Raw genomic sequence first — 23955 nt, 5'->3', positions numbered from 1 at the left:
AAATAAATTGTTTGTTATAATGGTGAAATGTCAAGGTAAAATGAAGAATAAAGGAGTAGTGAAATAAATGTGGCTTTCTTTTTTTATCGTTGTTTCCTCACTAATTATTGACCAATTATCTAAATTTTTAGTGATGAAATATATGACAATTGGTCAATCTATCCCATTAATTGATCATTTTTTATATTTGACGTCGCACCGTAACCAGGGGGCTGCTTGGGGAATATTACAAGGTAAAATGATTTTCTTCTATGTCGTTACAGTTTTAGTCGTCACAATGGTTGTTCTATGGATTAAAAAGTTAGATGTTAAAAAAGAAAAATTGCTTTTAATTGCGTTATCGTTAATTTTAGGGGGAGCCCTAGGAAATTTAATTGATCGTGTGCTTTATCAGCAAGTCACCGATTTTATTAATGTTTATATTTTTGGGTATGATTTTCCTATCTTTAATATTGCCGATAGTGCCTTGTGTATAGGTGTTTTATTAATGGGAATTGATGCTGTTTTAGATGTTAAAAAACGCGGATAACATTAAAAATGATATGAAAAGATAAACGGGGAGGTTATAAAGGGTAGTTTTGCTTTATGGAAAGGACGTGCAATTTATGGACCAAGAATTAGTAATCGTACCAGAGGAGTTAGTAGGTGTTCGACTAGATAAAGTATTAAGTGAATTATTTAGCGATTTATCCCGCTCGTATATTCAACAATTAATTAAGGATAAAAAAGTCCTGATCAATGAAAAAGTGGAAAAAGCAAACTATAAATGCCGTTTGAATGATCAAATCCATCTAACTATTCCCGAACCAGAAGCGTTGGATGTTGTTCCAGAAGACATGGATTTAGATATTGTCTATGAAGACGACTATGTAATGGTAGTGAACAAACCATCAGGTATGGTTGTTCATCCTGCTCCAGGAAGTATGAGTGGAACACTTGTAAATGGATTAATGGCTCAAGCAAAAAATTTATCAGGAATAAATGGGGTTTTACGTCCAGGAATTGTGCATCGTATTGATAAAGATACATCAGGTTTACTCATGGTGGCAAAAAATGACCTTGCGCATGAATCGCTTGTTAATCAGTTAGTGGAAAAAACAGTAACTCGTCGGTATATTGCCCTTGTTCATGGCGAAATTCCTCATGATAATGGGACGGTTGATGCCCCGATTGGCCGAGATCCAAAGGATCGAAAAAAAATGACGGTAATCGAAGGTGGAAAGCATGCAGTTACTCACTTTAAAGTGTTACGTCGCTTCAAAAATTTTACCTTAATTGAATGCCGTTTAGAGACTGGACGCACGCATCAAATCCGTGTTCATATGAAATATATCGGTTATCCTTTAGCTGGAGATCCACAATACGGACCACGTAAAACAATTAGTAGTGAATGGGGTCAATTTTTACACGCAGCAGTTTTAGGTTTTGATCATCCTAAAACCGGAAAGTACTTAGAGTTTTCGGCTGAACTGCCTTCCTATTTTGAAGAAGCTCTTGAGAGCCTTGAAAAATTAGGATAGGTACGGGTGATGATGAGATGACAAATCGAGGTGTGATGAAAGAAATTCGGATAGAAATTCAAAGTGAATTAGCGATGAACATCGTCCATTATTTAATGTCAGAGGAAGGTTATGTGTATGTTGGAAATGAGCGAGATGTTTGGTTAGAAAATTTATCGCATCCAACGGTACAACTCATTTATCTTAATCAGCGGAGTATGTTTAATGAAGAACAAACAACACAACTTTTTAAACAGGTGCATGTGATACGTGCTCGCCTTCGTCGTCGTTATTTAATGGGACGATTAAATGTTCTTATTCTTAATATTAATCCTACACGCCCCCATTTATTAAATGATGATCGCCATTATTTAAAGGTAATTGATATTAATGAAGCGAGTGACTTTAAAAAAAATGTCGAGTTGCAGCAACTTTTTTCTCATTTGCAATCTGCTGAGCTTGAGCAACCCATGGCACAGGTCATGGCTCAGATGCATGAGTCGACAAAAGAGAAGGCACTTCATGTCAAGAACATGTTAATGTTTCAATCACGGGCAATCGTCACGTATACATTTTTAATCGTTTTAACAGCGGTCTTCCTTTTTTTACATCTTCAACCGATAAAGGAATGGCTCGTTCCAATTGCTATTAATTATGGGGCAAAATATAATCCGCTCATATTATCGGGGGATTATTATCGGTTATTAACGCCATCCTTTTTACATTTTGATTTAATGCATCTTCTATTTAACGTGGTATTTATTTATCAATTTGGACGGATGGTAGAGCACGTTTTTGGGTGGTGGCGAATGATTATATTAATGATTGGCTCCGCTATTTTTGGTAATTTGTGTAGTTATGCCTTTGTAGAAGGGTTATCTATTGGTGCCTCTACCGTTGCCTATGGGTTATTAGGAGCGATTTTATTTTTAGGGCTAGAACAGCGAAAAATATTTATGCACTTTGTTCGCACATTAGTGTTTCCTATTTTAATCTTTTCAATTTTTTGGATCATAATTGAGCCGGGTATTGATGTTTATGGACACTTAGGAGGTTTTTTAGGAGGCTTTTTAATCGCAAGTATTTTAGGTGTGCCCAAACAGTCGTATTATATCTCACGTACATTTTTAGCTGGAGCAACCTTACTTATTTTAATCACGGGGCTTTTTAACCGTGGGGCCTATTTAACAAGTCAAACAGATTATAGTACTTATAACCGTAGTGTTATGGCCTATTATTATCAAACCCACCAAATAGAAAAGTTAGAAGTGTTTAAACAGCGTTTAAAACTTGATCCAAATGAATGGGTTCAATAAAAAAAGTTCGCATCGCGAACTTTTTTTATTTTATAATTTTTTTTGTGTTAGCAAAGTGCCATTTTGTTAGGTCCTTAAACTGTTGCGTATTGAGTTGTTGGATAAGTCGACGTCCTGCTACATCAACTGGATCTCCAGCACCTTTAGGTAACTCAAAGTTTAATTTTTTACTCATAATGGACATATATTTGACAAATGAGGCGCGTGCTAAAATAGATGCTGCTGCTACGGCTATATGAACAGATTCACCTTTTTGTATAAAATACAGGTGATCTTTAATGATAGGAGATTGTTTAGGCAGTTGGGTTAAGTATTCAAAATACTTTCTTTCATTAACAAATTCATCCATAATTAAATACTCTGGGTAGGGGTTAAGCGAAGCGGTAAGTTTCAGTAAAGCTTGATTGTGTAAAAAAGCTTTAATTGAATTTGCATTCATTCCCCGGTCTATCATCTCGTTATATTTTTGATTAGGTAGAATAAGAACCTGGTGTTTAATATAGGGTTCGATTTGTTTGGCAAGGTGCAAAATTTCGCTATCTTTTAATGCTTTAGAATCTTTAACTCCCATGTCTTGAAGTTTTTTTATTTGATCCTGCGGGACGTAGGCACAACAAACGACTAATGGTCCAAAATAATCGCCTGTGCCAACTTCATCGCATCCGACGGCACTCATTGTTGCGATTTGTTCGGGAAGTTGTGAGTGTGATATCGTTGTTTTAGGAGTTGATTGAGCAGAAGATCCCCATTGTTTAGCTTCTACTTCAGGTGATTTTCCTTGAAAAACTACTTTTTTACTTAGATAGGCTGTAATTGTACAGTTTGCCGTTTTTGCTTGGAATAGTGTATGGTTAGGAATTTTAACGATATGTTTGCTATAATGCAGGTACATTTTTTCTAATTTTTCTTGAGAAACAGTTAATGTAATAGTGGCCATAGTCTTTCCTGCCTTTCTTCAGTGTCTAGTATGATTTTAACAGAAAAAGGAGATGTTTCCTATGAAAATATAATCTTTTTCCGTAAGGGACGCAGGGCCGGGAATAAAAATTTCAATGAAGTGAAATAATAAAAGAGATTATATATTTTTAATGAGTGGATGTCATCAATAGACATGGCTAGGTTTTTAGGTAAATTTGTGATAAAATAACATCGATAATATATTTGCATTTTTTAGGCAGTTGGAGTGAGATGAATGAAACAAGCCATTCAAATATTAGAATTTCATAAAATTAAACAGACAGTTGAATCATTATGTGCGTCATCACTAGGATTAAAGCGGGTAGCTTTATTAATGCCCTCTACAGATGAGAAGCAGGTAGAGTATACGTTAAATCAATCAGATGAAGCATTAAAGATTATTTTAGCATTGGGTGAGGCTCCGCTCGGGGGTGTAAGTGATATTACGGAACCGATTAAACGAGCTAAAATTTCGGCGTTACTGAGTGCAAACGAACTTTTAAGTATTAGCCGACTATTATATGCCGTTTCTCAACTTAAGGCGTTTTCGGATCGGTTAACAGATATAAAAGTTGAGGCCCCAATTTTTATGTCACAGGTAGACAGTCTAGTCTCACTAAATCGTTTGCAATCAGCCATTAATGATTGTATTGATGAAACGGGATCCGTTTTAGATAGCGCCTCACCTGAGCTGCGTACCATCCGACGAGCGATTCAAGCAACGGAAAGTCGAATTAAAGAGAAGTTAAATCAGGTTGTGGCTGAACGTCGAAATAAATTAACCGATGGAATTGTAACGATTCGAAATGAGCGATACGTTGTTCCCGTGCGTGCGGAAGCTAAAAATACATTTGGTGGAACCGTACATGATCAGTCGTCTTCGGGAAATACGTATTTTATTGAACCAAAAGAAGTGGTGGATTTAAATAATAAGTTACAAGAATACCATGTGGAAGAACGTCGCGAAATTGAGCGTATTTTAAGGGCATTAACAGAAGAGGTTAAAAAGTTTGTGGACGAATTATCTGTTAATGTCGACGTTTTAAGTGAAATTGACTTTATGTTTGCTAAGGGGAAATATGCCCGCCTTATTCACGGAATACGTCCAAAGATGAACCAAAAGGGGATTATACGTCTTGTCGGGGCAAGACACCCGTTGATTGATGCGCGTACAGTGGTCGCAAATGACATTGAAATTGGTGATGAATACACAACAATTGTGATTACCGGTCCTAATACCGGAGGAAAAACGGTCACATTAAAAACGGTAGGTTTACTGACGTTGATGGCGCAGTCTGGACTTTTGATTCCTGCGCATGCTTCTTCACAGTTAGCTATTTTTGACCATGTTTTTGCTGATATTGGTGATGAACAAAGTATCGAACAGAGTTTATCAACCTTTTCTTCTCATATGACTAATATTGTTCGTATTATGGAGCGCTTGACGGTGAATAGCTTAATTCTTTTTGACGAATTAGGAGCGGGAACAGATCCGAAAGAGGGGGCCTCGCTAGCCATTTCTATTTTAGACTATGTAAAGGTCAGAGGAGCAAGGACTATTGCAACGTCCCATTATCCTGAGTTGAAGGCTTATGCTTATGAATGTGATGATGTAATTAATGCTTCTGTTGAATTTGATATTGAAACTTTATCACCTACCTATCGTCTGTTAGTTGGCGTTCCGGGACGTTCAAATGCCTTTGAGATTTCCAAACGTCTTGGCTTAAAAGAGGCAATTTTAGAGGCAGCTCGTACGCGAGTTGAAACAACTAAGACAGAGTTAACGGATTTAATTACTAAGTTAGAGGATCGAGGATTAGAACTTGATCGAGAAATTCAAGGTCTTCAACAGCAAAATCAGGAAGTTGAACAAATGCGCTTAGACTATGAGCGAAAAATTGCTAAATTTGAGGCGGAGCGAGAAAAATTATTAGAGCAAATAAAAAAAGAGGCATTTGAAAATATTCGCCAGGCTAAGGAAGAGGCAGAACAAATTGTCGCTGATTTACGCCAAGCCAAAAAGGCGGCAGACTTGACGATAAAGGATCATGAATTAACAGAGAAGTTAACTGCTTTAAAGGCCTCAGAGGCAAAGCAAGCCGAGCAGTTTAAACGTAAGGCCCGTAACAAGGCTCCATTGAAGCCGGGAGATGAAGTTATGGTACTTTCACTCAATCGTCAAGGGGAATTAATTGAACAAACTAAAAATGGAGAATGGATGGTTCAGCTTGGCATGATGAAGGTAAATATTAAGGCGGATGACCTAGAGTATTTACGTAAATCTGTAAAGAAAAAGGATACGGCTAAAGGTAAAATGATTCATAAGCGTCGAACAGACATAGGGATTCAACTTGACTTACGAGGTGAACGTTATGAAGACGCCATGTTACGTTTAGATAAATATATGGATGAAGTATTGTTAGCGGGATATCAAACGGTGACAATTATCCATGGGCACGGAACAGGGGCTCTCCGTCAAGGTGTTCATAAATATTTAAAACAAAATAAACATGTGGCCTCATTCAGATTTGGTGGTGCTGGTGAAGGTGGAACTGGTGCGACGGTTGTCGAGTTAAAGTAAAAATGAAAAGCTGACTTCAACCCATTGTTGAAGTCAGCTTTTTGAATAAGATCGAGAGAAAATCGGGATTAGAGTTGCTTAGAGAGAAGTAACAACTTTTTATCTTCCTCATATTTATTTTTGTGATAAAAGAGTTCAGCAGTACTGTTTCTAGCTGTACATAAGTAAAGTTCTTTAACATCATTTTGAATCAGTTTTTCCTCAAAGGTTTTTAAAATAAGTGTTCCAATTCCTTTCCCCTGTAAAGAGTTTTTAATGCAAAATTCTCGTAGATAAAAATTAATATGATGATCGTACTGTTCCATACAACCTAAAATTAAGCCGCATAGCTCCCCATCAAAAAAAGCTTTCAAACCGTAAAAGGATTCCACATGAATCATTTGAGATAATCTTTTTTCGGCGGTCTCCGTCGTCCATTGCTCATTCCATGGACTACTATTAAATGTCTCAATAAAGAGTTGGGCTAATTCCTTAATATCTTGGGGTGTTATTTCGGTAAATGTCAACATACGTATTCCTCCTTTTACTTATTAAAATTATTATAAAAACCGCTGAGGAATCTTGTCAAGTATAGAAGAAAATGATAAGTATTTGAGGGTGAGGAACCATTGCCTGTATCTTAAATTAAAGAATTAAAGAGAAGGCGAAGCAATATCAATCTAAAGCTGTAGGATTTACATTTCATCTAATGAATGAGGATAGATTTAAAATATTGTGAGATAATAGGAAAGAAAGTGCAAGGTATTTGTAATTTCATGGGAATATGTTATACTTAATTTTAGAAAGAAAGATAAGAGGAGGAATATAGATGTCAGTTATTCATGCGACAGAAGAGTCATTTGCAAATGAAATTGCAGATGGATTAGTATTAGTTGATTTTTATGCCGATTGGTGTGGGCCTTGTAAAATGATCGCTCCTGTTTTAGACGAATTAGCACAGGAAGTTGAAAAAACAGCGAAGGTTGTAAAAGTTAACGTTGATCATTGTAAAGAAGTGGCAGCAGAATATCAAGTCATGTCAATTCCAACATTAATTTTGTTTAAAGATGGTCAAGCTATTCAACAAACGGTAGGTTTCCAACCAAAAGCTTCATTATTATCATTAATTGAAACAAATAAATAATAAAAAAGAAAAAAGAGGATATACTGAAGAAGTAGCCTCTTTTTTTATGTTTAAACAGAGGGGATAGGGTAAAAGAATAAAATGAAATAGAAAATAAAAAAATTAGCACTTAATTGTTGACAGTGCTAATAGGAAGATATATAATTGTATTAGCACTTGATGATGAGGAGTGCTAAAAGAGGTGTTTACATTGCTAACAGAACGGCAGATATTAGTTTTAAAGGCAATTGTAGAAGAGTTCATACAGACTGCACAACCTGTTGGTTCTAGGGTCCTTTCTAAAAAGGAGGATTTGAATTTCTCCGCGGCTACTATCCGTAATGATATGGCTGATTTAGAGGATTTAGGATTTATTGAAAAAACTCATACATCAAGTGGACGTGTTCCTAGTCAAAAGGGTTATCGTTATTATGTAGATTTTATCATCAATCAAGAACCAATAGAAACGACACCAGAGGTAGGAATATTTAAACAATTGTTAGAACAAAAACAATTTGAGCGCGAAACCACAATTAAAGAAGCGGTGCGTCTCCTATCAAGCTTAACAAATTATACGTCTATTTTACTTGGTCCCTCTAGGGATTACAGTCGGGTGAAAAAAATTCAGTTTGTTCCAATTTCTGCACGCCAAGCGGTATTTGTTTTAATTACGGATCAAGGGCATGTTGAAAGCCGAACAGTTACATTACCTGAAGATATGGACATTGCACGAATGGAGACTATTATTAAGGCGCTCGATGAATTATTAGTCGGTGAATACATCGGTCGGGTTCAAGAAAAATTGACTGAGAGTTTTGAAAATCAACTGCATGATTTCATTTCTTATAAGGAAGAGATTATGTATGCCATGTTACAACTTTTGACTCAGTCATTAAATCAACATAACTATATTTTAAGTGGAAAATCAAATATACTGAAGCAACCCGAATTTAACGATTTAGATAAAGCTTATCATTTATTTAATATGATAGAAGCCGACGAAATTGTTAAAGTGATAGAGGCCGATGAAGATAGCCACCAATTAACGGTCAAAATTGGACAGGAAAATGAGATTAAGGCGATGGAGGATTGTACACTCATTACAGTTCCTTATCAAATTAATGATTATGAATTTGGTAAGATTGCCGTTTTGGGACCCACTCGAATGGAATATCGCAAGATTATTCCTCTGTTAGAACAGGTCGCTCGCATTATGTCTGATTTATATAAATAGGAGGTGGGACGATTGAATAAGGAAGCCCAATCAGTTGAGGAATTAGACGAAACAACTATCGAAGAAAATGAATCAACGTGTTGTCAAGAAAATGAAGAGACAACAGAAGTTGTTGAAGAAGTTTCGGAAACAGAAAGTTTAAAGCAACAAATTGAAGATTTAAAAGATCAATTATTAAGAAATGCTGCTGAGCTTGAAAACTTTAAACGTCGAATGAATGAAGAACGTACACGTGAAATGAAGTATCGTTCCCAATCAATCGTAACAAGCATTATTCCAGCGATTGATAACTTTGAGCGCGCTTTAGCGACAACCGTTGAAGATGAAAGTACAAAAACATTTTTAACAGGCTTTAAGATGATTCACGCTCAACTTGTAGAGGCGTTAAAACAAGAAGGCGTTGAAGTCATCGAAGCAGAAGGTGTGGCTTTCGATCCAACTGTTCACCAAGCGGTGATGCAGGAGTCTGTTGAAGGTGTAGCTTCAGGTATTGTTTTACAAGAGTTACAAAAAGGATATAAGTTAAAAGATCGCGTGATTCGCCCGTCGATGGTGAAAGTAAGCGAATAAAAATAGATTAGGAGGATGAATCTCTATGGGTAAAATTATTGGTATCGATTTAGGAACAACAAATTCATGTGTCTCTGTAATGGAAGGTGGAGAAGCTAAGGTTATTGCGAATCCAGAAGGTTCTCGTACAACACCATCTGTTGTTTCATTTAAAGGTGACGAACGTCAAGTAGGTGACGTAGCAAAACGTCAAGCAATTACAAATCCAAATACAATCATGTCTATCAAACGTCATATGGGTACAAATCATAAAGTGACAATTGAAGGTAAAGAATATACACCACAAGAAATCTCAGCGATTATTTTACAAAACTTAAAAGCAACGGCTGAGGCATATTTAGGAGAGCCAGTAACGGAAGCGGTTATTACTGTACCAGCTTATTTTAACGATGCTGAACGTCAAGCGACAAAAGATGCTGGACGTATTGCTGGTTTAGATGTAAAACGTATTATTAATGAACCAACAGCTGCTGCGTTAGCTTATGGATTAGATAAAACAGATAAAGAGCAAATTATCTTAGTTTACGATTTAGGTGGAGGAACATTTGACGTTTCTATCTTAGACTTAGCAGATGGAACATTCGAAGTTTTAGCAACGGCTGGTGATAATCGTTTAGGTGGAGATGATTTCGACCAAGTAATCATTGATTGGTTAGTTAAAGAATTTAAATCTGAAACAGGTGTTGATTTATCAGCGGATAAAATGGCGATGCAACGTTTAAAAGATGCGGCTGAAAAAGCTAAAAAAGACTTATCAGGTGTAACATCTGTTCAAATTTCATTACCTTTCATTTCTATGAATGCGACAGGACCATTACACTTAGAAAAAACATTATCTCGTGCGCAATTTGATGCAATGACTGCTCCATTAGTTGAACGTACAATGGGACCAGTTCGCCAAGCATTAAAAGATGCAAAAATGACAGCAAATGATTTAGATCAAGTATTATTAGTAGGTGGATCAACTCGTATTCCTGCAGTTCAAGCGGCAATTAAAAATGAATTAGGAAAAGAACCAAATAAAGGGGTAAATCCTGATGAAGTTGTTGCAATGGGAGCTGCAATCCAAGGTGGAGTCTTACAAGGGGACGTTAAAGACATCTTATTATTAGACGTAACTCCATTATCTTTAGGTATTGAAACAATGGGACAAGTTATGACTGTCTTAATTCCACGTAACACAACAATTCCAACTTCAAAATCACAAGTTTTCTCAACGGCTGCTGATAACCAACCAGCTGTAGATATTCACGTTTTACAAGGTGAACGTCCAATGGCAAGCGATAATAAAACATTAGGACGCTTCCAATTAGGTGATATCCCTGCGGCACCTCGCGGAATTCCTCAAATTGAAGTAACATTTGATATTGATGCAAATGGTATCGTTAATGTTAAAGCGAAAGATTTAGGAACACAAAAAGAACAACGTATTACTATTACTTCGGGATCAGGATTAACAGACGAGGAAATCGATCGTATGGTTCGTGAAGCAGAAGAAAATGCGGATGCGGATGCAAAACGTAAAGAGCAAGCTGAAATTCGTAATGAAGCTGAGCAATTAATTTTTGCTGCACAAAAATCAGTTAGCGAATTAGGTGACGAAGTAACGGCTGAAGAAAAAGCTAATGTTGAATCAGGTGTTGAAGCATTACAAAAAGCATTAAGCGAAGGTAATGTGGATGAAATTAAAACGAAAAAAGAAGAACTTGAAAAAGTTGCTCAAGAATTAGCAGTTCGCGTGTATTCTAAAGCAGCAGAAGCTGCAGGGGCTGCACAAGGTGAAGGAAATTCAGGCGATGATTCAGTTGTAGACGCTGAATACAAAGAAGTATAATAAAAAAGTGAAAAGTCAAAGTCTACTATGACTTTGACTTTTTTTATGATATAGTTAGGAAAGTAGAAGAAGAGGAGGGTAAAGACGTGGCAAAACGTGATTATTATGAAATCCTTGGGGTTTCAAAAACGGCAAGTGATATCGAAATTAAACGTGCATATCGTAAATTGGCAAAACAATACCATCCGGACGTTTCGAAAGAGGAAAATGCGGAAGAAAAATTTAAAGAAGTACAGGAAGCCTATGATGTTTTAAGTGACGAACAAAAACGTGCGGCTTATGATCAATTTGGACACGCTGGAGCTGAAGGATTCGGTGGAGCCGGTGGCTTCGGAGGATTTGGCGGATTCGGTGGAGCCGGAGGCTTCGAGGATATCGGGGATATTTTTGAAAGTATGTTTGGAGGAGGCTTCGGAGGATTTGGTGGCGGAGCCGGCCGCCGAAATCCGAATGCTCCACAACGAGGAAATGATTTACAACAATCGATTACTATTTCTTTTGAAGAGGCAGCCTTTGGTGCAACAAAAGAAATTTCAGTGACACGTGAAGAAGAGTGTACAAAATGTGGTGGAAGTGGTGCTCGCTCAAAAGATGATATTGAAACATGTACAAGATGTAACGGTAGCGGACGTGTAACAGAAGTCCAAAATACTATTTTAGGACGAGTTCAAACACAAAGTGTTTGTCCGGATTGTCACGGAGATGGTAAGAAAATTAAACACCGTTGTGATGCTTGTCACGGACGTGGAACAGTCAATAAAACAAAAACAATTGAGGTTAAGGTTCCTGCGGGAATTGATGATGGACAACAAATTCGCCTAAGTGGTCAAGGAGAGGCAGGTAGAAATGGTGGTCCAAGCGGAGATTTATATGTTGCATTCCGTGTTTTACCACATGACTTCTTTGTCAGAGATGGCTATGACCTTCGATGTGAAATTCCAATTTCATTCTCTCAAGCAGCCCTAGGTGCCGAGGTTGAAGTACCAACCTTAAACGGTAAGGTCGCGTTGAAAATTCCAGAAGGAACACAACCAGGAACAGAATTTAGGGTACGTAATAAGGGAATTAAATACATTAACCGTGAGATGACAGGTGATCTTTACGTTAAAGTAAAACTTGTTGTTCCAAAGAAATTAAATCATCGTCAAAGAGAACTATTGAATGAATTTGATCAGTTAGAGGATAAAACAGGGTCAATTTGGGATCGATTAAAAAAAGCTTTTAAATAAGTGAAGGGGTTGTGAGATAATGATCTTGCAACCTCTTTTTTAAGCGATGAATGACAAAATTTTATGTTTAGATTATTTTATGATATAATAAAAAAATATAAAAAGTGGCTAGAATGTTATAAAATGATTGTAAGTGATACTAGCTCAATAATTTGAAATAGAGGTGAAGTAATGAACTGGTTGGAATTAAGTTTTCATACGAGTCATGAATCTTACGATTTAGTCAGCAATATTTTTATTGAAGCTGGTTCAAAAGGGGTTCTAGTTGAGGACTCTCATACATTAACAGAGGCGCATGAAGATCAATTTGGTGAGATTTATCGTCTTAATCCCGATGATTATCCGAAAGAAGGGGTTGTTATAAAGGGATATCTTGCCGTAACTCCTGATATCGAGCATCAATTAGAATATGTAAGGACGCAATTATTAAATTTAAATGAATCGCAACAACTCCTTCAAATTCGTCAGTTAGATGAGGAGGACTGGGCCAATAGTTGGAAAAAACATTATCAACCTATCGAAATTACGGAGCGTTTAGTGATTAAACCGTCATGGTTAGAACCAACAACTGATCCTAATGTAGTTGAAATTATGTTAGATCCAGGTATGGCTTTTGGTTCTGGAACCCACGAAACTACACAGCTTTGTTTAGAGTTAATTGAAGAGTATGTTGATCAAAATCAAGTGGTCGTAGATGTTGGAACCGGATCAGGAATTTTGGCGATTGCAGCTTCTAAATTAGGTGCAAAATCAGTGTATGCGGTGGATTTGGATGCGATGGCTGTTATTCGAGCGAAAGAAAATGTTGCATTAAATCACTGTCAAAATATATGTGTTGAAAAAAATAATTTAATTGATGGTGTAAATGCACTAGATGAAAAACCGACGCTTATGGTGGCTAATATCTTAGCGCCAATTATCATTGGAATGTTAGCTGATGTCAAAAAAGTTTTACCATCTAATCGTCCTTTTATTTGTTCGGGAATCGTTGAACATGAGAAGGAATTGGTGGTTGAAGCATTAAATCATCATCAATTTAAGATTTGTCAAATTAAAGAAAAAAATGGTTGGATAGCGATTGTGGCTATGCCTCAATCAGCCTAAAATTATAAAAAATTAGCTGTTGGAGGATGTAAGATGCAACGTTATTTTTTAAAAAATCATCAATTTCATGATCAAATGGCGGTTATTACAGGCGATGATGCGCACCACATTTCTAGAGTTATGAGAATGGGGTTATCAGATCAAGTTATTATTTGTAATGAGGACAAAGTCTGTTATTTATCGACAATAGAGCAAATGGATGGACAAGAAATTAAAGTTAAATTAGACTCAAAGGTAGCATCGGAAACAGAATTACCCATTGATGTTACTATTGCTCAGGGGTTGCCAAAAGGTGATAAGTTTGAATGGGTTATCCAAAAGGCTACCGAGTGTGGTGCTTTTGCGTTTATTCCTCTGATCATGGATCGCTCAGTGGTGAAATTGGATGAGAAAAAGTCACTGAAGAGACTAGAGCGTTGGAATAAAATTGCGAAAGAAGCGGCCGAACAATCGCACCGACAGATGGTGCCTGAAGTATTTCCTCTTCATTCATTAAAACAATTAATTGCGAAAGCCTCGGAGTATGATGTTTGTCTGTTTGCCTATGAAGAAATTGCTAAACAGGGACGTTTATCGCAATTAAAACAGTCATTAACCGAAATTTCACCAGGTGAAAAAATGTTAGTCATTATAGGGCCAGAAGGTGGAATTAGTGAAAGCGAAGAGCGATTGCTCATTGAGTCCGGATTTAAACCTTGTGCATTAGGAGCACGTATCTTAAGGACTGAAACAGCTCCTATCTATGTGATGAGTGCTATCTCTTATGCATTAGAACTTTAATTAACAACAAGAGAAGAGAAAGGATTGATGTGGATGCCAACTGTAGCATTTCATACGTTAGGATGTAAAGTAAACCATTATGAAACAGAAGCTGTTTGGGAATTATTTAAAAACGAGGGATATGAGAAGGTAGATTTTAAAGAAGTAGCAGATGTTTATATTATTAATACATGTACGGTTACTAATACTGGGGATAAAAAGAGTCGTCAAGTGATCCGACGCGCTATCCGCCGCAACCCTGAAGCTGTTATGTGCGTTATGGGGTGCTATGCGCAGACCAAACCTAAAGAAATTATGGATATTGATGGTGTAGATATCGTCATTGGTACTCATGGCCGTGATCAAATCCCAGCCCTTGTACAAAAATACCGTGAGGAACGTCAGCCAATTTCACATATTCAAAATGTGTTTAAAGTCGATGGTTTTGAAACATTAAATGTTACACAGTTCTCAGATCGTACACGTGCGACCTTAAAGATTCAAGATGGATGTAATAACTTTTGTACATATTGTATTATCCCGTGGGCGCGTGGAACGGTTCGTTCACAAAAACCGGAAGTGGTTATTGATCAAGTGAAACAACTTGTTGATCATGGACACTGCGAGGTTGTGTTAACGGGAATTCATACCGCAGCGTACGGGGAAGACTTAGAAGATTATAGTTTTGGTCAACTATTAATGGATCTCGTAGAAATTGAAGGACTTAAACGTATTCGTATTTCTTCGATTGAGGCTTCAGAAGTAACCGATGATGTCATTGAAGCGATGAAAAAATCGGATAAAATTGTTAACCATCTTCACATGCCAATTCAAGCGGGCTCAAATGAAATTTTAAAAGGGATGAAACGCCCGTATACATTAGCTGAGTTTGAAGAAAAAGTGGCGGAATTAAGAGAGTTATTTGATAATTTAGCTATTACGACGGATGTTATCGTTGGTTTCCCAGGTGAAACAGAAGAATTATTTAATGAAACATTAGAAACAATTAAACGTATTGGTTTCTCAGAGCTACACGTCTTTCCTTATTCTGTGCGTAATGGAACACCTGCTGCACGTATGGAAAATCAGGTGCCTGAGTTAGTTAAATCAATGCGTGTTAATCAATTATTAGCTTTAAGTGAACAATTAGCTAAAGAGTATGCTAGTTCGTGTGAAGGAGAAGTATTACAAGTCATTCCAGAAGAAAAGTCGCATACAAAAGAGGGATATTTGGTTGGACATGCAAGTAATTATGTAAAAGTAGAGTTTAAGGGAGAAACTCATTTAATTGGGGAGGTTGTCCCTGTTAAAGTTGTGAAAGCGGATTATCCGATCTGTCAGGGTGAAATAGTTGTTAATGAGGGGTGAACATATGAATATTAAATTATTATTTGATGTAGACTATGATTTAGAGATAATGGGAATCGAGACTGATAATCGACGAGTTAAGGCAGGCGATTTATTCGTATGTATTAAAGGGTATACAGTCGATGGTCATCAATTTGCTAAGGCGGCAGAAGATGCTGGAGCAGTGGCGATTGTAGGTGAACATTTAGTAGAAGGGGTAACGATTCCCCAAATTATTGTGAAAGATACAAAAGTAGAATTACCACGTTTGGCTCACTTAATGTTTGGAAAGCCTACAGAGAAACTCGAATTATTTGGTTTAACCGGAACAAACGGGAAAACAACATCAGCCTATATTTTAGAGCATTTATTAACTGGATTTGAAGGGCATGTTGGCTATATCGGAACAAATGGAATCCGTTATGCAGATACCTTTTTAGAACCGAAGAATACGACACCAGAACCATTAAGTTTACAGCGAACATTTTATGACATGGTAGAGGCAGGGGTAAGAAATGTTGCGATTGAAGTTTCGTCGCATGCATTGGAGCTCCATCGCGTTGACTATTGTCAATTTAAAGTCGCTCTGTTCACTAATTTAACGCCGGAACACTTAGATTTTCACCCGACAATGGATGAGTACTTTGAAGCAAAATATAAATTATTTACGATGTTAAAACGGGATGGATATGGGATTATTAATATAGATGATGTTTACGGGAAAAAAATAGTGGAACGTCTTGAAAAGGATGGAATCTCTTACTATACATTTGCGATTAATACGGAGGCAGATTTCAGGGCATTAGATGTTAAGATGACAACTTCAGGTACGACGTTTACCTTAGCTACTCCTGAGGGAACGTACCCGGTGAAGACACCATTACTTGGTATATTTAACGTGCATAATGTGTTAGGGGCCATGGCATCTGCATATTCAGCGGGAATGCCACTACAGCAGGTGGTTGATTTAATAGCAACGTTAACTCCAGTCGATGGACGAATGGAATTGATTAATGAGGGTCAGGATTTTACAGTTATCGTTGATTATGCACATACGCCTGATGGAGTTGAGAAGGTATTAGAATTTGTGAATGATATTAAGAAAAATTCAGTGAAAGTCGTCATTGGTTGTCCAGGAGATCGTGATCGAACAAAGCGCCCTGTTATCGCTAAGTTATCAGTAGATTATGCAGATGATGTTATTTTTACGACCGATGATCCTCATTCGGAAAATCCTGTCGATATTTTAAATGAGATGACTGAGGGAATAGATCAACAAACCTATGAGGTTATTGTTGATCGAATAAAAGCAATTGAGGCTGCAATTAATAAAGCGAAGAAAAATGATATTGTTTTAATTGCGGGTCGTGGACATGAAAAGTTACAGTACTGGAAAAGCGGGAATATTGAACTTGATGATCGAGAAGTAGCTAAAACAATTTTACGCAAACGATTAAATATCGGATAGAAAAAAAGACCTACACGTTAGTAGGTCTTTTTTTAGAATTAATGTTTTTTATTACGTAATTTTTTCTTGAATTTTTTGAATTCTGGAAGGAGTTTAGTCCAAATCCAATACCCTAATGGTGAAATAACGTAGTCAAACTCGCCGATGAATTCGGTAAACTCCCCACCAAATCCCTTTTTAAATCGGTAAAGTCCATATAAGGGATCAGACTCATCTGTCTTACCACTAATACCAAAAAAGTCATAAATTTCATATCCAGCCTCTTTAGCTTCGGTGAAAGCAACCCATTGAATATCGTAGTTTGGCATAAACTCGCGATAAACATTATCACTTGCGCCGTATAAGTACCATGATTTATTACCAAAATAGGTTGTAATAATTCCCGACATGGTGATACCTTCTGGATGTTGATCGTATAATTTCTTTAATTCTTCCTGTTGTTGAATGAGGTTTTTTTGTTTATTTAATTCAGGTTCAAGTTTATTTTGAAGTTTAATTCGCTTCTTTTCTGTTAATTCTTCGTTATCTAATTGAACCTGCAAATTTTGAATCGATTTCTCTGTGAGATTTAACTCTTGTTTAATACTCGTTAGAGCTTGTTCAGTATTTAGTTTAGCTAAATAAAGTTTACACATTCCGCTTGGGGCAAGCGTATCGTACATATCTTCAAAGTAAGTAAGAGGACGTGTTAAGAATCCGTCTCGTTCACCTGTAACGCGCATGATGGATTCAAATGTTTTTAAATCTTCGCGTGTCCCCTCAATAATTTCAATTCCTTTTTTCTGGGCCACTTTGATATTATAACGTGTTTTTGATTGACACCCTTTTAGAAGATCTTTTGTTGAGGGTGTTAAGTCTAATCGAAAGGTGTATCTAGGTTGTATACTTGAATCAAAGTCTTGTGTAAATCCAAGATGACGGTATCCTAAATCAATGAGATGTTGAACAAGTTGCTGATTATCGAGTCCACCTTGGATCTTTTCACCATCAACCGTACGGTCAATATATTTAATATCAGGATCAATTTTAATGAAAATAGCTTTTTTCTGTTGAGCATACTGTTTCATGGATTTGGTAAAAGTTTCTACAAGTTGTTTTTGACTGAAGTCGATTAAGTATCCTCGGGGAATGTAGATAAATGGACGCTTAATGAGAGGAAGTTGTCGAAGTAAAACAAGGGCCCCAGCAACTAGTTGACCATTCTCGTCTTCTAGTCCAACGGTATCGAAAGACCAATCGGGTGACTTTGATTTAAAAACTCCCCATTCGTAACTTTGTAAAAAATGATTTTTTTGATGTTTAGCAGCAAATGCATTGAAACGATCAGCCGGTATATTCGTTATAAATTTCATAAAACTCCACCTTTAATAGTTTAATTGTTTACTAGTAATTAGTTTACTATAATTGTCAGTAATTATTATAACATAAAATAGATAAAATCATTTTAATGAATTTATTTTGTTTTGTTTACAGACGACGATATATGTAGTATAATATTACTGTTAATCGTAGCGAAGCGGAAGGAGGGTTAGTGGTGGCTAAAACTGTAGTTCGAAAAAACGAATCATTAGATGATGCATTACGTCGTTTTAAGAGAGAAGTATCTAAAGTAGGTACCCTTACTGAAGCTCGTAAACGTGAATATTACGTTAAACCGAGTATCAAACGTAAACAAAAATCTGAAGCAGCTCGTAAAACAGCTAATAAGCGTAACAAATACTAATATTTAAATAGGTGATTTCAGTGGCATTACTCGATCAATTAAATGCTGATATGAAAGAGGCTATGAAGGCGAAACAAAAGGATCGCTTATCAGTCATTCGTATGTTAAAGGCATCTTTACAAAACGAAGCTATTCACCTAGGGGTAGCTGGATTGAATGAAGAACAAGAGTTAACTGTTCTATCACGTGAAGTGAAGCAACGTCGAGATTCTTTAAAAGAATTTAAGGCGGCTGATCGTGAAGATTTAGCAGAGAAAATCGAGCAAGAGTTAGTGTACTTAAACGCTTATTTACCAGCGCAACTTACTGAGGAAGAAATCAAACAAATTATATCTGAAACAGCTAAAAAGATTAACGCAATCAATCCATCTGACATGGGTAAGTTGATGGGTGCAATCGTTCCTCAAACAAAAGGACGTGCAGATGGTGCCCTAGTAAGTACATTAGTGAAAGCTTACTTAAACCAAAAATAAAACACACATCTTTGTGTGTTTTTTTTATATTAAAGGAGAATAACGATGAAAAAACGAATTTTAATATTAGTGATGTTTTTCGCTTTATTTACTGGTTGCTCTCGTTTACCTAGAGAGTTTTCATGGGCTGATTATAAAGGGACTTATGTTGGAAACAATTCAGCAGTCGGTACCATCCTTAATAAATTGCCTGCTAATGAGTATTTAACGGGGTTTTCTTTAAAGACAAATCAGCCTCCATATGAAATAACAATTGCGTATAAAGATTTTCAGTACACAGATGTTAAAATCGGTAAGAAAGAGGAAAAACAAGTTTCACAAGAGACCGTTTTAAAAGGAAATGCAGTTGTGTTATTTTCGCTTATTGAAAATGTGGATGCTATACACTTTGATCTTGAGGATCATAATGTTATTTCGTTTAGTCGTCATGAATTGGTTGGAGAGTTTGAAGACTTTGATCAATTCATACAAAATGATTCATCGATGCAAAAGTTGTATAAGGCAACAAATTGAGTTTTGATTACCTCTTATAAGGGAGTAGATGATTTTTAAATTATAATTATTGATGATGTTTTATGCTCGTTAGATTAATTGTTATGGATCAATCAACTTTTGTTCATATAATAGGGACTACTCTCAATTCTGTTCTTTTTGGTTCATAGACGTTTGCCTTCGAATCTGTCGACTTCCTTTGAGGTAAAAACCTCGGGGGAACGACAGATAAAATGAAGCAATCGAAGCGAAGATAAGCTTATTATTGTTATTATTTTCATAAAACGAACGAATAAAATAGGTTGATGAGGTATAAAATAACAATATTAGTCCCGTTTAACGGGTTTATCGTTTAACTATAGTAGAATCTAAATGCTTTTAGAATGTCGTTGCTTTTAGAAGTTTGTGGCGTTTATCGTTTAACTATAGTAGAATCTAAATTTTACAGTAATGCACGACCGAGATATTGAGTTCATGGTTTATCATTTAACTAGAGTAGGAGTTAAATTTTTGTTTAGATGGCCATCTCGCTTGGCTTCAGTGGGGGCATTACTTGAGCGTGTGGGGGATTAATCAAAATGATCGGTTACAATGGAAAATAAAAAAAGATGCTTCAGAGGGAGCATCTTTTTGATGTTTAAAAGGAGATTTTATTTTTTTGTGGTCTTTTTTAAAGGTCCTGTCCAATTTGTTAATCCGCCTTGAAGTTGATAAATGTTTTCATATCCTTTACCATAAAGGACAAGAGCGGCACGTTTACAAACTTTTCCTTTTTCGCAGTATAAGTAAATAGGTAAATCGCGACGTAATTTTCCAGGGTTACGTGTTAAATTAACGAATGGAATATTACGAGCCCCATTGATATGTCCAGCATCAAATTCTTCTTTTTTGCGTAAATCAACGAGTTGTCCTTTACGCATATTTTCTACAAACTCTTTTTCTGATAGAAGGGTTACGGCTTTTTTTGATTCGCGGCGTAACATAATCCATAATCCTAAAGCAATACCTAAAAGAATCGCAACAATAATTAAACTCCAATTCATGATCCAAACCTCCTTATCTTTTAATCTATAATAATATTTTACAGAATTTTTTATTAAAAATAAAGCTCTTTTTTACCCAGTTATTTTGAGAAGCGATTTGCGCGTGTTATCGTTAAAAAAGACGCCGACAACGTCTTCTAAATGGGTGGAATTTGATCTTAAAATGATCATGATATGAAGAAAGTCTCTTATTTGTTGAGAAGAGTAGGAATCTTTTAAAAAAAGAAGGGTAATTAGGGGGAAAAAGGGGAGCATAGCATAGACAATTTTTTGATAAATGTTATAATTAAAAAGGAAATGTCAATTCTAAAAGTAGATGTAATTTGTATCGTGTGCAAGGAGGATTTTTATGATTTCAACAAACGATTTTAAAACAGGAATGACGATTGATTATGAAGGAAACTTATTCCAAGTTATCGAGTTCCAACACGTTAAACCTGGTAAAGGACAAGCATTCGTACGTTCAAAATTACGTAACTTACGTACAGGGGCTGTCATCGATAATACATTTAATGCCGGTGAAAAAGTAAAACGTGCGCATATCGAAAAAGCAACTATGCAATTCTTATACTCAATGGGTGACGAGTATGTTTTCATGAATAATGAAACATATGAGCAATTAGAAATTCCAGTTGCACAATTAGAAAAAGAGAAAAACTTCTTAGTTGAAGGAATGGAAGTTAAAATCAATACATTCAATAATGAAATTTTAGGGGTAGATGTACCTGAAAAAGTAACTTTAGAAGTTGTTGAATGTGAACCAGGTGTTAAAGGAAACACAGCTTCTAATGCAACAAAAAGTGCAACAGTTTCAACAGGATACTCATTACAAGTTCCATTATTCGTTGAAGTTGGGGATAAATTAATCATCAATACAAACGATGGACGTTACGTTTCTCGTGGGTAATTAATGCTTTTTTCTCTGTCAGTCGTCTCGTATACGCTGGTAAGGGATGAAACCATTGAAATTACAACATTTAAAGACTTTAAGGATCTAAGCCCTTAAAGTCTTTTTTTTATGCATATTTGCACTTTTACCCCGCATGTATCCCAATCAAATTATTTTATTAGCCATAATTTTAAGGGGTGAATTTTTTCAATTCCTGAATCGATTATTTTTGTAGTTAATACGGTAAACGATAAGGGAGAATCATTCCCGCTTTTAGATGGCCGTTAACCTAGCGACAGAATGAGTGGACGACGTTTAGCGGGAAGGGTCCTGTAAGGAGATAAAAGTTTAGTTAAAGCAGTGTTATTTATTAGCAAGGAATCATCTGATTTAATAGTGCCCTTTCATTACTAAGCGTTAGTCTTTCAGGTCATTTTAAATCATTCAGAAAATGGTCGTATCATGTCCACAACACATTTAGTTTTTTTATGGGCCGAGTTATTTGAAAATGAAGGGGTGGGACCCGCTTTCATAAATGGATTTACTTTCCGTTCACATCTAGTGTTGATGAAGGTTTCAAAACCTTATCGATATCAAGAGACAAAAAAGGATTCCAACAAGAAAGGTAAAATAACTGATTTACGGACATAAAACAGGAGTTATTTCTTATTGAAATCCTAAACGATATTAATTATAGCGTGTTTAATAAGTGACACCGGCTACTTTTACGAAACAAAAGGGGGCTATTTTTTATTGATGGTTCGGCTAGGTGGATGCTACGTTGTGTTTTTTTATGTTGGGTTATAAAATTTTGTTCGTGGGCCGCTAAAAGCTGTTTAAATTCTTCAATATCTTCTTGAGATGCATTATTTTTAATAAATAATCGTGTGTCCAATCGTTGCTTTAAATCATTTGAATACTCTTTATCTTTGAGTTCCTAGCGTTTGTTAGCTCCTTTTTGTTTTTTTTGAAAATAGGCGGTTTAATGAAGTAGCGATGTAAAATGCCGTAGGGATTTGTTTTTATTTTAATGACTGGCGTCGCTCGTGGATAACTTCCTCTAACATCTCTAAATCTTCTAATGTTGCCTTATTCTTAATGAAGCTTTTAGCTGCAGATTTACCTCGGGTGTAATTCGCCTTCTCGCGGTTGGCCTCATTCCATTTTTTTATCGCTTTTAATTGTGACTCACTCGTTTTTTTCTCCAAAACGGTACACCTCCTTAATTTGTAATGACGAAATAGAGTAGCAGTAATGAAAGGATAAACACCAAAAGCCACCAAATCAGTCGAATAAATGCATATAAACAACTTAACAGGGTGGGGGAGTCGGTTTGGTCGCGGTTGGCCTCATCCCCTTTTTTTATCGCTTTTAATGGTGACTCATTCGTTTTTTTCTCCAAAACGGTGCACCTCCTTTAATTTGTAATGACGAAATAGAGCAGCAGTAATGAAAGTATAAATACTGAAAGCCGCCAATCAGTCGAATGAATAGAAATACATATTTTAACCTCTTGGGTGTGAAGGAAATTTATAATTTCTAATGTTAGATCGAACCAAATGAGTGGATTAGTAAAACTTTTCTCTTGAGAGATAAGAGATTGACTCATAACGTTTGCTATTGTTTCATTCCTCTTAAACAAACGCCTCTTACACTAGTAGTATTGCTAGTCGCGTTTAATTTATGTACGTTCAGTTTAGCGAGGCTAATCAAAATAAAAATCTTATGAGTGGATAGGATTGCTTTTATTTTTTTGTTTACCATAAATGGATGATCTCATCGGTCGGTTTGTTGGATCGGTTTTTTTACAGGGAGAGACTTTTATGATGATCTGGGGAGGCGATTTTGAAGTACGGGAATAATTAAGTTGTTGAATTAAAGAAGAAGGGGCCGGATTATTTGTTAACTACCGCTTTAGGGGGACCAAGCGGTAGTCGTATTTTCTCGACATTACATGGGAAGTAGGTAAGTTTTCTTGTCTTTTTCTGACTTGGTGGATAAATATTGAAGAGAAGTAGGAAAAGAAAATGTGTTTTATCGGTAGAAAGTTTCATTTTTTAAGGGGATGCTGCATAAAGTTAACTAGCAAATTCTCACGAAAGGATAGGTGTAATGAACATGCCAATGGTTGATGTTACAGGATTACTAAGGTTTGCAGGAGTGGCTTTTCTGCTTGGATTTGTTGCGTTATTTTTCAAAAAATTTGATGTGGGGAAAGAGATTAGCGATTTGGTAATGTTGGCCGGATACGTGTATATGCTCGTTTTTATCGTCCAGTTAATTGAAGTTTTAATGACGAGCTTACGAACAATCTTTATGTTGTAAAGGAGGGGGC

Annotated in this window: 24 protein-coding genes; 18 read left to right on the top strand and 6 right to left on the bottom strand. The window is 36.2% G+C overall.

Annotated elements, in window-relative coordinates; all coding sequences use genetic code 11:
• The first annotated feature begins 67 nt into the window (after positions 1–67).
• The 3 genes from lspA to AACH31_RS06350 all read left to right on the top strand — a co-directional run bounded on the left by lspA (position 68) and on the right by AACH31_RS06350 (position 2815).
• Positions 68–529, top strand: coding sequence for a signal peptidase II (gene lspA / locus AACH31_RS06360; RefSeq protein WP_161831722.1), 462 nt, complete (start codon positions 68–70; stop codon positions 527–529).
• A gap of 76 nt (positions 530–605) precedes the next feature.
• On the top strand, positions 606–1520 hold the full coding sequence (locus AACH31_RS06355; RefSeq protein ID WP_161831723.1) for an RluA family pseudouridine synthase: 915 nt from the start codon (positions 606–608) through the stop codon (positions 1518–1520).
• A 17-nt stretch (positions 1521–1537) separates the two neighbouring features.
• Positions 1538–2815: a rhomboid family intramembrane serine protease gene (locus AACH31_RS06350; RefSeq protein ID WP_161831724.1), complete on the top strand. Its 1278-nt coding sequence runs from the start codon at positions 1538–1540 to the stop codon at positions 2813–2815.
• Between the two features lie 25 nt (positions 2816–2840).
• Here AACH31_RS06350 and rnhC read toward each other — a convergent pair whose 3' ends face one another.
• Positions 2841–3752 (bottom strand): ribonuclease HIII, encoded by a 912-nt coding sequence (rnhC, locus tag AACH31_RS06345; protein ID WP_161831725.1) that lies wholly within the window; start codon positions 3750–3752, stop codon positions 2841–2843.
• 255 nt (positions 3753–4007) lie between these two features.
• Here rnhC and AACH31_RS06340 point away from each other — a divergent pair, with 255 nt between their 5' ends.
• Entirely contained in the window at positions 4008–6353 is a 2346-nt protein-coding gene (locus AACH31_RS06340) for an endonuclease MutS2 (RefSeq protein WP_161831726.1), read from the top strand.
• A gap of 68 nt (positions 6354–6421) precedes the next feature.
• Here the strand turns inward: AACH31_RS06340 and AACH31_RS06335 are convergent, their stop codons facing one another.
• Complete coding sequence (locus tag AACH31_RS06335) at positions 6422–6862, bottom strand: GNAT family N-acetyltransferase (RefSeq protein WP_161831727.1); 441 nt, start codon at positions 6860–6862, stop codon at positions 6422–6424.
• A 299-nt stretch (positions 6863–7161) separates the two neighbouring features.
• On the opposite strand from AACH31_RS06335, the gene trxA reads away from it, so the two are divergent.
• From trxA to AACH31_RS06290, 9 genes are all read left to right on the top strand, one after another.
• A complete protein-coding gene (gene trxA / locus AACH31_RS06330; protein ID WP_161831728.1) occupies positions 7162–7476 on the top strand; it encodes a thioredoxin in 315 nt (104 codons plus the stop codon).
• 181 nt (positions 7477–7657) lie between these two features.
• A complete protein-coding gene (hrcA, locus tag AACH31_RS06325; RefSeq protein WP_262950416.1) occupies positions 7658–8689 on the top strand; it encodes a heat-inducible transcriptional repressor HrcA in 1032 nt (343 codons plus the stop codon).
• Between the two features lie 12 nt (positions 8690–8701).
• Entirely contained in the window at positions 8702–9259 is a 558-nt protein-coding gene (grpE, locus tag AACH31_RS06320) for a nucleotide exchange factor GrpE (RefSeq protein WP_161831729.1), read from the top strand.
• A 25-nt stretch (positions 9260–9284) separates the two neighbouring features.
• Positions 9285–11093, top strand: a complete 1809-nt coding sequence (gene dnaK, locus AACH31_RS06315) for a molecular chaperone DnaK (RefSeq protein ID WP_161831730.1) — start codon at positions 9285–9287, stop codon at positions 11091–11093.
• An 86-nt stretch (positions 11094–11179) separates the two neighbouring features.
• Entirely contained in the window at positions 11180–12322 is a 1143-nt protein-coding gene (gene dnaJ / locus AACH31_RS06310; RefSeq protein ID WP_161831731.1) for a molecular chaperone DnaJ, read from the top strand.
• Positions 12323–12493: 171 nt separating this feature from the next.
• Complete coding sequence (gene prmA, locus AACH31_RS06305) at positions 12494–13426, top strand: 50S ribosomal protein L11 methyltransferase (RefSeq protein ID WP_161831732.1); 933 nt, start codon at positions 12494–12496, stop codon at positions 13424–13426.
• Between the two features lie 33 nt (positions 13427–13459).
• Entirely contained in the window at positions 13460–14206 is a 747-nt protein-coding gene (locus tag AACH31_RS06300; protein ID WP_262950414.1) for a 16S rRNA (uracil(1498)-N(3))-methyltransferase, read from the top strand.
• A gap of 33 nt (positions 14207–14239) precedes the next feature.
• Positions 14240–15553 carry a tRNA (N(6)-L-threonylcarbamoyladenosine(37)-C(2))-methylthiotransferase MtaB gene (mtaB, locus tag AACH31_RS06295; RefSeq protein WP_262950412.1) on the top strand — a complete coding sequence of 438 codons (1314 nt, stop codon included), beginning with the start codon at positions 14240–14242 and terminating at the stop codon, positions 15551–15553.
• 4 nt (positions 15554–15557) lie between these two features.
• A complete protein-coding gene (locus tag AACH31_RS06290; protein ID WP_338617243.1) occupies positions 15558–17000 on the top strand; it encodes a UDP-N-acetylmuramoyl-L-alanyl-D-glutamate--2,6-diaminopimelate ligase in 1443 nt (480 codons plus the stop codon).
• Between the two features lie 38 nt (positions 17001–17038).
• Here the strand turns inward: AACH31_RS06290 and AACH31_RS06285 are convergent, their stop codons facing one another.
• Positions 17039–18352 (bottom strand): lipid II:glycine glycyltransferase FemX, encoded by a 1314-nt coding sequence (locus tag AACH31_RS06285; protein ID WP_161831895.1) that lies wholly within the window; start codon positions 18350–18352, stop codon positions 17039–17041.
• A gap of 182 nt (positions 18353–18534) precedes the next feature.
• Between AACH31_RS06285 and rpsU the strand changes: the two genes are divergently transcribed.
• Genes rpsU through AACH31_RS06270 form a run of 3 tightly spaced genes read left to right on the top strand, consistent with a single transcriptional unit; the run spans position 18535 to position 19709 of the window.
• On the top strand, positions 18535–18723 hold the full coding sequence (rpsU, locus tag AACH31_RS06280) for a 30S ribosomal protein S21 (protein ID WP_161831894.1): 189 nt from the start codon (positions 18535–18537) through the stop codon (positions 18721–18723).
• Positions 18724–18743: 20 nt separating this feature from the next.
• The gene (locus AACH31_RS06275) at positions 18744–19196 is read left to right on the top strand and encodes a GatB/YqeY domain-containing protein (RefSeq protein ID WP_161831893.1); all 453 of its coding nucleotides are present in this window, start codon (positions 18744–18746) and stop codon (positions 19194–19196) included.
• A gap of 45 nt (positions 19197–19241) precedes the next feature.
• Positions 19242–19709, top strand: a complete 468-nt coding sequence (locus AACH31_RS06270; protein ID WP_161831892.1) for a DUF4825 domain-containing protein — start codon at positions 19242–19244, stop codon at positions 19707–19709.
• 629 nt (positions 19710–20338) lie between these two features.
• Here the strand turns inward: AACH31_RS06270 and AACH31_RS06265 are convergent.
• Positions 20339–20731: a rhodanese-like domain-containing protein gene (locus tag AACH31_RS06265; RefSeq protein WP_161831891.1), complete on the bottom strand. Its 393-nt coding sequence runs from the start codon at positions 20729–20731 to the stop codon at positions 20339–20341.
• Between the two features lie 349 nt (positions 20732–21080).
• Here AACH31_RS06265 and efp point away from each other — a divergent pair, with 349 nt between their 5' ends.
• Entirely contained in the window at positions 21081–21638 is a 558-nt protein-coding gene (gene efp, locus AACH31_RS06260; protein ID WP_161831890.1) for an elongation factor P, read from the top strand.
• Between the two features lie 1004 nt (positions 21639–22642).
• Here efp and AACH31_RS06255 read toward each other — a convergent pair.
• Both AACH31_RS06255 and AACH31_RS06250 read right to left on the bottom strand, forming a co-directional pair.
• Positions 22643–22828: a hypothetical protein gene (locus AACH31_RS06255; RefSeq protein ID WP_161831889.1), complete on the bottom strand. Its 186-nt coding sequence runs from the start codon at positions 22826–22828 to the stop codon at positions 22643–22645.
• A gap of 14 nt (positions 22829–22842) precedes the next feature.
• Positions 22843–23022 (bottom strand): hypothetical protein, encoded by a 180-nt coding sequence (locus AACH31_RS06250; protein ID WP_262950408.1) that lies wholly within the window; start codon positions 23020–23022, stop codon positions 22843–22845.
• 716 nt (positions 23023–23738) lie between these two features.
• Between AACH31_RS06250 and AACH31_RS06245 the strand changes: the two genes are divergently transcribed.
• On the top strand, positions 23739–23945 hold the full coding sequence (locus AACH31_RS06245; RefSeq protein WP_161831888.1) for a SpoIIIAC/SpoIIIAD family protein: 207 nt from the start codon (positions 23739–23741) through the stop codon (positions 23943–23945).
• Positions 23946–23955 lie beyond the last annotated feature (10 nt).

It is taken from the genome of Turicibacter faecis (assembly GCF_037076425.1).
Lineage (GTDB): Bacteria > Bacillota_I > Bacilli_A > MOL361 > Turicibacteraceae > Turicibacter > Turicibacter faecis.
Note: the sequence above shows the minus strand (reverse complement) of the source record. Positions and strands in the feature narration are given on the sequence as shown.